Annotated in this window: 10 protein-coding genes; 3 read left to right on the forward strand and 7 right to left on the reverse strand. The window is 69.6% G+C overall.

All coding sequences use genetic code 11. From position 1 onward, the window contains the following. Nucleotides 1-149 precede the first annotated feature (149 nt). Nucleotides 150-344, reverse strand: coding sequence for a hypothetical protein (locus ACFQ7F_RS42770; protein WP_383284012.1), 195 nt, complete (start codon nt 342-344; stop codon nt 150-152). A gap of 640 nt (nt 345-984) precedes the next feature. Here ACFQ7F_RS42770 and ACFQ7F_RS42775 point away from each other — a divergent pair. Continuing rightward, on the forward strand, nt 985-2265 hold the full coding sequence (locus tag ACFQ7F_RS42775) for an acyltransferase family protein (protein WP_383284015.1): 1281 nt from the start codon (nt 985-987) through the stop codon (nt 2263-2265). Here the strand turns inward: ACFQ7F_RS42775 and ACFQ7F_RS42780 are convergent. The 3 genes from ACFQ7F_RS42780 to ACFQ7F_RS42790 form a co-directional block, all read right to left on the reverse strand. Next, nucleotides 2262-2750: an HD domain-containing protein gene (locus tag ACFQ7F_RS42780; protein ID WP_383284020.1), complete on the reverse strand. Its 489-nt coding sequence runs from the start codon at nt 2748-2750 to the stop codon at nt 2262-2264. The genes ACFQ7F_RS42775 and ACFQ7F_RS42780 overlap by 4 nt on opposite strands. Nucleotides 2751-2900: 150 nt before the next feature. Beyond that, complete coding sequence (locus ACFQ7F_RS42785) at nt 2901-5372, reverse strand: ABC transporter permease (RefSeq protein ID WP_383284024.1); 2472 nt, start codon at nt 5370-5372, stop codon at nt 2901-2903. A 71-nt stretch (nt 5373-5443) separates the two neighbouring features. Further along, nucleotides 5444-6313, reverse strand: coding sequence for an ABC transporter ATP-binding protein (locus ACFQ7F_RS42790; RefSeq protein WP_383284043.1), 870 nt, complete (start codon nt 6311-6313; stop codon nt 5444-5446). 273 nt (nt 6314-6586) lie between these two features. Here ACFQ7F_RS42790 and ACFQ7F_RS42795 point away from each other — a divergent pair, with 273 nt between their 5' ends. Next, nucleotides 6587-7774, forward strand: coding sequence for a cation:proton antiporter (locus tag ACFQ7F_RS42795; RefSeq protein WP_383284028.1), 1188 nt, complete (start codon nt 6587-6589; stop codon nt 7772-7774). Here ACFQ7F_RS42795 and ACFQ7F_RS42800 read toward each other — a convergent pair. Then, the gene (locus ACFQ7F_RS42800) at nt 7760-8920 is read right to left on the reverse strand and encodes a PP2C family protein-serine/threonine phosphatase (RefSeq protein WP_383284031.1); all 1161 of its coding nucleotides are present in this window, start codon (nt 8918-8920) and stop codon (nt 7760-7762) included. The two genes, ACFQ7F_RS42795 and ACFQ7F_RS42800, sit on opposite strands and share 15 nt — an antisense overlap. Nucleotides 8921-9049: 129 nt before the next feature. Here ACFQ7F_RS42800 and ACFQ7F_RS42805 point away from each other — a divergent pair, with 129 nt between their 5' ends. After that, nucleotides 9050-10279, forward strand: coding sequence for a GNAT family N-acetyltransferase (locus tag ACFQ7F_RS42805; RefSeq protein ID WP_383284034.1), 1230 nt, complete (start codon nt 9050-9052; stop codon nt 10277-10279). Between the two features lie 6 nt (nt 10280-10285). Here the strand turns inward: ACFQ7F_RS42805 and ACFQ7F_RS42810 are convergent, their stop codons facing one another. After that, a complete protein-coding gene (locus ACFQ7F_RS42810) occupies nt 10286-10516 on the reverse strand; it encodes a superinfection immunity protein (RefSeq protein ID WP_383284037.1) in 231 nt (76 codons plus the stop codon). 62 nt (nt 10517-10578) lie between these two features. Next, nucleotides 10579-11400, reverse strand: a complete 822-nt coding sequence (locus ACFQ7F_RS42815; RefSeq protein WP_383284040.1) for an Fpg/Nei family DNA glycosylase — start codon at nt 11398-11400, stop codon at nt 10579-10581. Between the last annotated feature and the right edge of the window lie 119 nt (nt 11401-11519).

The raw sequence follows: 11519 nt of genomic DNA on the forward strand, positions 1-11519 counted from the left end.
GTTCCTCGGAACCGGGCCGGAGGCTTTTCTGCGTTCACGGGGCATGCGGAGCGCGGGCCCCGTCGAAGGCACCACAGGGGTCGCCGACGAGAGCCCCGGCCGCGCGGGCAGGTTGACCGGTTTCAGATCGCGGCGGGCCGCCGCGCCGTTCAGAAGCTGATCGAGTTGATGGTCTCCGCCAGCTCATTGAGGAAGCGATTTATGGAAGGGGCCATTCCAGTTGAGGCGAGGAAGAACCCGAACAACACCGCGACGATCGCGGGCCCCGCTTTGAGCGATCCTCCGCGGATCAGCACGATGAGGATGATCGCCAACAGCAACACCACTGACAGCGAAATGGCCACACTGATCACACCCTAGGTCGGTCTCTCCCCGGCCCGGGGGGTACGACCTCGCACACCCCCGCCAGGACCATCGTGCCACCAACGCGCCGTCCATATGCGGCCGGTGACACATCGTCGGCCAAGGCCTGACGTGCCCCGAGTGGGCCCCGTGCACGGGGGCGCCCTTGGGGCGTCTGAACATCGCGCTCCCGCACGGCAATTCGAAGCCCGCGCGTGACCACTAATTCGGCTTGATCGTTTCCATCGCCACACATCTCGTTCGCCAGAAATTCGAATTGTTGCCGGACACACATCACCAGCGCCACAAAGGGCCAATCAAGTGGACATTTCGCCAGAGTCGCCTGCGGGCGTTATGCAACGTTTAAGGGGGATTAGATGTGACGTAACGGACATTGTGTCCGGGGTTTGTCCCCTGTATCGAGGGTGACAGGAGGTGAATCTCCATGTCGACTCTCGCGATTCCTGGGTACTCGGACATCAATAGTCCCGAACCGTCTGTGATTGGTATGACAGGCGAGTTGAGGGTTTTACGAATACACGCAAGCGACGCTAGGGTGCCTCAGATGTTCCACGCTGCCACCATCCCCGCAAGCGCAGTGCGGTCCCGGGTCGTCTCACCTAGCTCTTGGTGGGAGGGCCTGTGACGAACTCGGTTCAACCGCACGGCCGCCACCGGGCGCCGCTCCCCCCGGCACATGTGCCGGCAGAGGGAGTCCCTGGCCCCCGCGTCCCCCAGTCCACCATGGCCGCGTCCGTTCCCCACGCCCCGGCCGGCACCACCGCTCGACCCGGCTCCACGGGTCACTCAAGCCCCACTGGCCACTCAGGCTCCACGGGCCACCCCGGTTCCACCTCAGACAGACCTGTTTCCACCGGTCAGTCCGCCAAACAACGCGATTCTTTCTTCGACAACGCCAAGTACCTGGCGATCGTCCTGGTCGCGATGGCGCACGCCTGGGAGCCGTTGACGGACGGCAGCCGCGCCGCAGAGGCGCTGTACATGACCGTCTACGCCTTCCACATGCCGGCGTTCATCCTCATCTCCGGCTACTTCTCGCGCAGCTTCGACATGCGGTCCGACCGCCTCAAGCGCCTGGTGACCGGCATCGCTGTGCCGTACGTCATCTTCGAAGTCGCGTACACCTTCTTCAAGCGCTACGCGGACGACGATCCGACGCAGCCGATCAGTCTGCTCGACCCCTGGTACCTCACCTGGTTCCTGGTCGCGCTCTTCGTCTGGCGTCTGACGACTCCGCTGTGGAAGCTGGTCCGCTGGCCGGTACCGCTGGCGCTCGCCATCGCGGTGCTCGCCTCGGTCTCGCCGGACATCGGCGACGACCTCGATCTGCAGCGGGTGCTGCAGTTCCTGCCGTTCTTCGTGCTCGGCCTCTTCATGAAGCCCGAGTACTTCCAGCTGGTGCGGCGCCGCGAGGTGCGGCTGCTCTCCATCCCCATCTTCGCGAGCGCGCTGCTCCTCGCGTACTGGGCCGGTCCGCGGATGACCTCCGCGTGGTTCTACCGCCGGGACAGCGCGCAGGAGTTGGGCGCTCCGTGGTGGGCCGGTGTCGTGATGACGCTGGCGCTGTTCGGCTGCTCCGTCGTCCTCACCGCGTGCTTCTTCGCGTGGGTTCCGCGTCGCAAGATGTGGTTCACGGTGCTCGGCGCCGGCACGTTGTACGGCTACCTGCTGCACGGCTTCCTCGCCAAGGGGTCGCGCTTCTGGGGCTGGTTCGACCACGACTGGGTACACACGCCTGTCGGCCAGGTGGGCGTGTCGTTGGCGGCCGGGACGGTGGTGACGCTTCTCTGTACGCCTCCGGTGCAGCGGATGTTCCGCTTCGCCATGGAGCCGAAGATGGAGTGGGCGTTCAAGCGGGATGCTGCGGCGCTGGCTCGGGAGCGGGCCAAGTCCTCTTCCTAGCCCGGTGGTTCAAGGCCCAATAGGGCGTGCATGTTGGCGTATTTCGCCGTGAGGCGAGTGCGGGTCGGCCCGTCTAGCTCTGCTAGACGGGCCGGATTTGCGTTGTGGGCCAGATCCGCCTGCTTCACCAGGCGGGCGCCGGGGGTGGTGAGGATGCGTCGGGCGTACGTCTCCGGGGGCTCACCCGGGTGCTTGGTGAGGGCCCGCACGATGTCCTTCGTACGTGGGGTGAGGCGCGCGTCCCGCAGCCACTGCTCGGTGAGGGCGTTGTCCTCGATGGCGTCGTGGAGCCAGGCCGCGGCGATCTGTTCTGGCGAGCCGCCTCGGGCCCTTACTCCGTTCGCCACGGCTTGCAGGTGCTCTGTGTAGGGGCGGCCCGCTTTGTCCTTCTGGGTGGCGTGGGCTTGGCGGGCTACCGCTTCCACTTCGGGGAGGGTTAGGTGGTGGGGGTTGGGGTTGGGGGTGGGGTTGGGGTTGGGGTTCATGCGGGAATCTTCCCCAACCCCGCCCCTTCCCGACTGCATCAATTGGCGGCTCCGCCGCGGGCCGCTCGGCCCGGGGGCCCTGTGCCTTGTGGTTGCCGTCATCACCGGCTTCGCCGCGTTCGTCCTCAAACGCCGGACGGGCTAATTCCTTCAGCCCCTCTCCCGCAGCGCCGCCCTCGCCGGCAGCGCCGTTGCCGCGAGGCCCAGTGTCAGTGCCGCGCCCGCGAAGGATGCGTACAGGAGCGGCGGGATGTACGGCGACTCGCCCGTCAGGCCGTTCATCATGGGGACCAGCGTCGCCAGCGCGATCGCCGAGCCGATCATGATGCCCGCGCAGGCGACGAGCAGCGCCTCCCAGCGCACCATCCGCATCACCTGGCGCCGGGTGGTGCCGATCAGGCGCAGTGTGCCGAGCTCGCGGCGGCGGTCCAGGACCGTCATGACCAGGGTGTTGGCCGCGGCGACCGCCGCGAACCCGCCGAGTACGGCCGCCATCATCTTGTTCGCCCAGCCGTTGACCGCACGGTCCGTGGACTGCGCGGTGGCGTAGTCGTCGCGGTCCTGGAGCGTGCCGAGCGCGGTGAGGGCCTGCGATGCCTCGCCCTTCGTCCAGATCTCCGAGGAGAAGGACGAGGTCACGTGCTGCTTCAAGTCCGCCGAGGGGAACGTGATTTGGGAGAGGCCGAGGCCGCGGCCGTACGTGGCGACCACCTTCGGTGACGTCTTCGTGCCGTCGGGCAGGCGCAGGGCCATGTGCTCGCCCGTCTTCACGTGCGCGGAGTCCGCGAGCTTCGCGTCCACCGCGATCTCGCCCCTGCCGAGCGAGGCCATCGTGCCCGTCCTGACGTCCAGGTCCTGGACCTTGGCCAGGTCACGCGATGCGCCCGTCACGCCCTGCGTCGACGCCGACTCCAGCCAGCGGTCGCCGCCCGAGCCCACCGGCACCAGGACGGAGGTCTTCAGGAGGCCTACGGCCGATGTGACTCCGTGGGCCTGACCTGCCCTCCTCACCCCGTCGGCGGTCGCTCCCGCTCCCGACGCGGAGACGATGTGGTCCGCCGTGATGCCCTCGCGCTGCTGGTCGGCGGCGACCCGGTCCTCGCTGGTGTGCATGAAGACGAGGGTCGACGAGAACGCCATCGCGAGGACGATCGGGGTGATCGCCGAGGCGAGACGACGGGCGTTCGTACGGGAGTTGGCCACCGCGAGCGAGGCGGACGCGCTCGCGCCGCGCAGCGGAAGTCCGAACAGGGCTGCGCAGCCGCGGGCGACCAGCGGGCCGAGCAGGGCCACGGCGAGCATGAACAGCATGACGATGCCGAGCGCCACGTTGGCCGCGTCGTCGCCCGTCATGGAGGAGGCGACCTTGGACAGGACACAGCCGCCGACGGCCGCCGCGATGCCCAGGGGCGTACGGATCCAGCCGGGTCGCAGGCGTTCCACCGAGGACTCGGTCAGGGCCTGGCCCGGCTTGATGCGGGAGGGGCGGCGGGCCGCCAGGTAGCCGGAGAACAGCGCGGTGATCACGGCGATGCCGACGGCCGAGACGAGGGGGATGAAGGAGACCGAGAGGTTCAGGGCCTGCGGGATCGCGCCCCTCTCCTTCAGTTGCCCGAACCACCAGTCGGCCAGCGCGATTCCGGGCAGCACGCCCACCGCTCCCGCGAGGGGTGCGACGAGCAGGGCCTCCGTGGCGATGGTGCGGCGGATCTGGCGAGGCGTCGTACCGATGGCCCGAAGGAGCGCGTACTCGCGGGCCCGCTGGCCGACGGAGAGCGCCACGGTGCCCGCGGCGGTGAACATGGCGACCACGGTGGCGATGCCGCCGAAGGAGCCGCCGAGCCCGGTGAGCATCTCCTTGGCGTAGGCGAGCTCGGAGCCCTCGGCCGCGCTGCGGTCGTCGCCGGTGAGGACGTCGGCCTTGCCGCCGACGGCGTGTGCCACCTGGGACTTGAGGGCGTCGTCCGTGACGCCGTCCTTGGGCAGGACGGCGATGGCGTCGACGCGGCCGGGGTGGCCGGAGAGGCGTACGGCTTCGGAGTCGGTGAACCAGGCGGTGGGTGCGTCCTGTTGGGCATTCGGGGTGTTCGGGGCCTTCACCGTTCCGGAGACGCGGAAGTCGCGTGGGCCGTCCGCCGTGGTGAGCGTGGTGCGTTCGCCGACGGACGCGCCGCGCGCCGCGAGGACGACCTCGCCGGGCTGCGGGGCGCGGCCCGCGGTCAGCTTCTCGCCGGTGAAGGCCGTGGAGCCCCAGCCGTGCGCGGTGACGCTCTTGTTCCCGGCCCGCACGGGGAAGGTGACGTCCGCGACGGCGGCACGGGCGCCGGGCACCGAACCGGCCTTCTTCACCAGGGAGTTGTCGATCCGGGCCTTGTCGGGCAGCGGCGTGTCCGACTCCGACCGGCTGTCGCCGCTGCCCGTGACGAAGTGGGCCGTCTGCCGTGCCGCGGCCACCACGGGGGCGTCGGCGTACCGGGTGGGCGGCACCGATGCCCGGGCACCCGTCTCCAGGAGGATGCCGCAGGCGGACACGATCATCGCGGCCATCATCAACGCGACGAACGTGCCCACGAAGGCGGCCGGTTTGAAGCGGACGGCGGCGCGGGCGATGCCGTTGGGCATGGGGATTCTCCGGAGTCGGTGTGAGGGCGGGGCGCAGGTGTGGGGCTCAGGTGTGGGGCTCAGGTGTGGGGCTACGCCGCCGCCGTCGCGTACGCCGGTGCCGTGAGCGTCGTCAGACGGGCCGCGATCTGCGCCGCCGACGAGCGCTCCAGGCGGTCCACGATCACGCCGTCCGCGAGGAAGAGCACCCGGTCCGCGTAGGCCGCGGCGGCCGGGTCGTGGGTGACCATGACGACCGTGGCGCCCATGCCATCGACGGCGGAACGCAGGAGGGTGAGGATCTCGGCGGCCGTCCTGGTGTCCAGGGCGCCCGTCGGTTCGTCGGCGAAGATCACGTCCGGGTCCGTGACCAGGGCGCGGGCGATCGCGACGCGCTGCTGCTGGCCTCCGGAGAGCTCGCCGGGGCGGCGCTTGTGCTTGTCGCTGCCGAGCCCGACGCGGGCGAGGACATCGGCCGCCCTGCGGCGGTCGGGGCGCCGGCCCGCGAGGCGCATCGGCAGGACCACGTTCTGCTCGACGGTCAGCGAGGGCAGCAGGTTGAAGGCCTGGAAGACGAAGCCGAGGCGGGTGCGGCGCAGCGCGGTGAGCTTGTTCTCGCTCATGGAGGTGATCTCCGTGCCGCCCAGGCGCACCGTGCCCTCGCTGGGCCTGTCGAGTCCGGCGGCGCACTGCAGGAAGGTGGACTTGCCGGAGCCCGACGGGCCCATGACGGCGGTGAAGCTGCCGCGCTCCAGGGCGAGGTCGATGCCGCCGAGTGCGTGCACGGCGCCGGAGCCCCTGCCGTACCTGCGGCGTACGCCGCGCATTTCGACGGCCACGGCGGCGCCGCGGGGCGCACCGGCGGGCATCGGGGGCACCACTCTCCCGTCGAACCCGTCGAACTGTTCGCCCGCTTCGAACTGTTCGCCCGCTTCGGATCGCTTCTTGCGCCGCAGCCCCATCGTCCCGTCCGCCTTCCGTACGTACACCCCTGATCGATGTCTCGAACGTACGGATTCGGGGGCGCTGTGAACCATGAGGTCCCCCGGCGAATCGGGGGTGGGGTTAGCCCCCGCAGGAGGCGGGGAATCGGCGCGGCCAGGCATCGCACAGATCGTTTGGTAAGCTAACTATTGACGCGTTCTTGACGCTCCCTTTGCCATCCGTGCGCGGTGGGTGCGTCGCCGACTACCAGGAGGAACGGGCCCATCGGACACGCAGACACCCTGATAGCCATGGGCGGCGCCTTTCTCGCCGCCGCCGTGCTCGCCCGACTTGGCGGCCGTATCGGCCTCCCCACCATCCCGCTCTTCATCCTGGCCGGGATCCTTCTCGGCCCTCACACTCCCGGCGTGGTCCTGCTCTCCGACCCCCACGACCTGGAGATGCTCTCGGCGCTCGGCCTGGTGCTCCTGCTCTTCTACCTGGGCCTCGAGTTCCACATGGACGACCTCAAGACGGGCGGCCGCAAGATGGCCCTCGCCGGGGGGACGTATCTCCTGCTGAACGTCGGCGCCGGCCTCGGCTTCGGATTCGCCCTCGGCTGGGGCACCTCCGAGGCTCTGGTCCTCGCCGGGGTGCTCGGCATCTCGTCGTCGGCGATCGTCACCAAGGTGCTCGTCGACACCGGCAGGCTCGGCAATCCGGAGACGAAGCCGATCCTCGGCATCATCGTCGTCGAGGACATCTTCCTCGCGCTCTATCTGGCGGCACTGCAGCCCGTCCTGTCCGGCGCCGACAGTCTTGCGGCGGCCGTCATGGACGGCGGCAAGGCGTTCGGCTTCCTGCTGCTTCTCGCCCTCGTGGCGCGCTTCGGCACCAAGGTCGTCGGACGGCTCATGGACACCCGTGACGACGAGCTGCTCGTCATCTCCTTCCTCGGAGCCGCGGTCTTCGTCGCCGGGGTCTCGGAGTGGTTCGGGGTCGCGGACGCGATCGGCGCGTTCATGGTCGGTCTGATGGTGGGCAGCACGGCGTCCGGCGAGCGCGTCCGCAAGCTCGTGCACCCCCTGCGGGACGCGTTCGGGGCGATCTTCTTCTTCGCCTTCGGGCTCTCGATCGACCCCGGTGACCTGCCCGTGGTGCTCTGGCCCGTGCTCGCCGCCGTGGCGGTGACGCTGCTCATGAACGTCCTCGCCGGACTCGGCGCGGCACGTATCTACGGCTTCGGGGCAGGACCCGCGGCGAACATCTCCACCACCCTGCTCGCGCGCGGCGAGTTCGCCCTGATCCTGGCGACCATGGCGGCCACCGCGGGACTCGACGAACGCCTGTCCCCCTTCATCGCGGGGTACGTGCTGCTGCTCGCGGTGCTCGGTCCGCTCGCGGCGGGACGGTCGCACTGGCTGGCCCGGATACTGCCGGGCGGACGCGACGCGGCCCCCGAACCGGAGCCGGAGCCTGAACTGTCAGGCGCCCGGTGAGGGGTCCCGGCAGATCAGAAGCAGCGCACGGTCGTCGTTGACGTCCTTCGCGACCGCCTCGATCAGATGCCACGCGGCACCGTGGAAGCCGCCCGCCACATAGCGGTCGGCTTCCCCGGTGAGGCGGTCGATGCCCTCGCTGATGTCGCGGTCGGAGGCCTCGACGATGCCGTCGGTGAACAGCATCAGGACGTCGCCGGGGCGCAGAGAGCCCTTCACCGGGTCGAACTGCGCCCCGTCGTAGACACCGAGGAGCGGGCCCTCCGCGGCCTTCTCCTCCCAGCGGCCGCTGCCCGCGCTGAGCTGGAGACCCGGCGGGTGGCCCGCCGTGAAGAGTTCGTAGTCGCCGGTCTCCAGGTCGAGGACCAGATGGATCGAGGTCGCGAAGCCCTCGTCCCAGTCCTGGCGCAGGAGGTAGCCGTTGGCGGCGGTCAGGAACGCGTGCGGCGGCAGCGAGCCGAGCAGGCCGCCGAAGGCGCCCGACAGGAGCAGGGCGCGGGACCCCGCGTCCATGCCCTTGCCCGAGACGTCCGTGAGGACGATCTCCAGGGTGCGGCCGCCGTTCGTGCGGGCCGCGACCACGAAGTCGCCCGAGAAGGACTGGCCGCCCGCGGGCCGCAGTGCCATCTCGCGGTGCCAGCCCGGGGGAAGCTTCGGCAGCTTGCTCTGTACGCGGATACGTTCACGCAGGTCGAAGAGCATTGTTCCGCCCCCGCGCCACGGCACACCGACCCGGCTGCGGAACTGCGCGATGACAAGCCCGAAGAAGCCGCAGGCCGCGACGACAAGGACCACTCCGGGTGTGACCCGCGACGGCCCTTGCGTGTACGGGCCGAGCTGGACGGACTCCACGATGAGCGCGGCGGCGGCCGTCGCGTACAGGCCGAGCAGGCTGGAGGGCCGCAGGAGCAGGCCGCCGGCCACGATGGGCAGGACGAGCGTGGAGGGTGCGCACCAGACGTTGTTGGCGATGGTGCAGAACGCGATCACCGGGATGGTGACGAGCAGGCCCGCGAGCGCGACCCAGTCAGAGCCGTCACCCCTGAAGTAGTCGACCCCGGATTTGCGCAGCCCTATGCGAGCCCGGTGGATCCGCTTCTTCAACCGGGCTGTAAACGTCTCGGCTTCCGCTCGCCTGCCTGCCATTGCTCCCGGACCCTATCCACCGGGCCAGGCACTTCGCACGGGAGGTACCGGTTGTCCCCCTTCAGTGGCACGCGCCCGGCGCGCGGAAATCCTGTCGCTCCGGCCGCTTCTGCCTGGTAGGCATGGCATATGACGACGGAATTGCGCCAGTTGCGCCAGCAGGACTGGGACGAGTACTACGGCACGCTGGAGGTCGCTTTCGGCGGCGTCGCCGAGGCGAAGGAGGAGCATGAGCTCTGGAACTCGCTGACCGAGTTCGACCGCTTCTTCGGCACCTGGGAGGGCGAGGCCTGCGTCGGCACGACCGGAGCGTTCAGCTTCCGCCTCTCCGTGCCGGGCGGCTCCCTGGTGGACGCGGCCGGAGTGACGATGGTCAGCGTCGCGGCGACGCACCGACGGCAGGGAATCCTGACGTCGATGATGCGGCGCCAGCTCGACGACGTACGCGCGAAGGGCGACTCTCTTGCCGTGCTCACCGCCTCCGAGCCCGACATCTACGGACGGTTCGGGTACGGCGCGGCGACGCAGGCGATGACGGCCGAGATCGACACGGCACGCGTACGTCTGACGGTGCCGACAGGCACCGATGACGTACGCCTTCGGTACGCCAAGCCCGCCGACGTCCACGAGGCCTGCGAGGCGCTGTACGCACGGCGGGTGAGCGAGCGGCCCGGGATGCTGGCCAGGCAGCCCGGCTGGGAACGGCTCGGCCTGCTCGACCCGGAGAGCGAACGGCACGGTGCGTCTGCGCTGCAGTGTGTGGTCGCCGAGCGCGACGGGGAGCTGGTCGGGTACGCGCGCTACAGCGTGAAGCCCGACTGGGCCATGGCGGGCCCCAAGGGTACGGTCCGGCTGCGTGATCTCGAAGCCGTCGACCCGGCGGCGAACGCGGCGCTGTGGCGCTTCCTCTTCGGCATCGACCTGACGTCGACGGTCGAGGCGCACAGCCGCCCGGTGGACGACGCCGTGCTCCACCTCGTCTCGGACATGCGGCGCTGCCAGATCCAGGTGCGGGACTCGCTCCACGTACGCCTGGTGGAGGTGGGGGCCGCGCTCGAGGCGCGCACGTACCGGGCGCCGGTGAACCTGGTGTTGGACGTCGAGGACGCCTTCTGCCCCTGGAACGAGGGTCGTTGGCGGCTCAAGGGTGACCTGAAGGGCGCGATCTGCGAGCGCACCGAAGACGATGCCGATCTCGCCCTGTCCGTACGGGACTTGGGCTCGGCCTACCTCGGCGGCTTCTCCCTGATGTCACTGGCGGCCGCGGGGCGGGTACGTGAACTGCGCCCGGGCGCGCTGGCCGAGGCGTCTCTGGCCTTCGGGTCGGACGTGGCGCCGTGGCTGCCGCACGGGTTCTAACTGTCTCTAAAGGGTCATTCCCAGTGACGGCTTCGGCTTGCGGGTCGCCAGGTAGAGGGCGACCAGCCAGCCGATGAACGAGGCGCCGAGGAAGAGGTTGATGACGAGAATCACCCAACGGAGCTCGACGCCCCGGTTGAACGCGATGAGGGACGGCAGCAGGAAGACGGCGACGAACAGCACGCCGATCACGATGGCGACCGGCCCGTTTATCCAGCTGGTCTCGAAATTGAACATGGGTCCCCCATTGAATGGCGATGCGGTCGAGTCATGATCTCAGACATGCCGCCCGCGGGGGCTCAGGACGCCGGTCGCTGGCAGCCGGGGCACCAGAAGAGATTGCGGGCGGCGAGATCGGCGGTGCGGATCTCGCCGCCACAGATGTGGCAGGGCATCGTGGCCCTGCGGTACACGTACACCTCGCCGCCGTGGTCGTCGACGCGCGGCGGGCGGCCCATCGCCTCCGGCATGTGCTCGGGCCTGACGGTGTCGATGCGGTTGAGGCGCACGCCCTCGCGCATCAGGACGACCAGGTCGCCCCAGATCGCCGTCCACTGTTCGGGCCCGATGTCCTTGCCCTGGGTGTACGGGTCGATGCCGTGCCGGAAGAGCACCTCGGCGCGGTAGACGTTGCCGACGCCCGCGATGACCTTCTGGTCCATGAGGAGGGCGGCGATGGTCGTGCGGCTGCGCGAGATGCGGGCGTAGGCGATGTCCGGGTCGTCGGCTTCCCGGAGCGGGTCCGGGCCCAGGCGGGCGTGTATCGCCTGCTTCTCCTCGTCCGTGATGAGAGCGCAGGTCGTGGGGCCCCTCAGATCCACGTACGCGTCCTTGGTGGCCAGGCGGAGGCGGACGGTGTCCGTGGGCGGGTTCGCGGTGGCGGTACCGCCGAAGGTGACCTTGCCGAAGAGGCCCAGGTGGATGTGGATCCAGCCTGTCTCGGCGAAGCCGAGGAAGAGGTGCTTGCCGTGGGCCTCGGCGGTGTCCATCTCCTGCCGGTCGAGCAGGGCGGCGCTGTCGGAGAACTTGCCCTGGGGGCTGGTTACCCGGAGGGGACCTCGCCCTTCGAACCGGGCGCGATAGTCGTCCGCGAGGCGGTGAATGGTGTGCCCCTCCGGCACAGGACCTCCTGGGTTTCGGTCAGAGCGGGTTTCTTTTCCCCGATCCCGCCCCTTCCCGAAACTGGGGCTCCGCCCCAGGCCCCGTACAAGATGTCCTCAATCGCCGGACGGGCTGAAAT

Source organism: Streptomyces sp. NPDC056486 (assembly GCF_042795295.1).
In the GTDB taxonomy this organism is placed as follows: Bacteria; Actinomycetota; Actinomycetes; order Streptomycetales; family Streptomycetaceae; genus Streptomyces.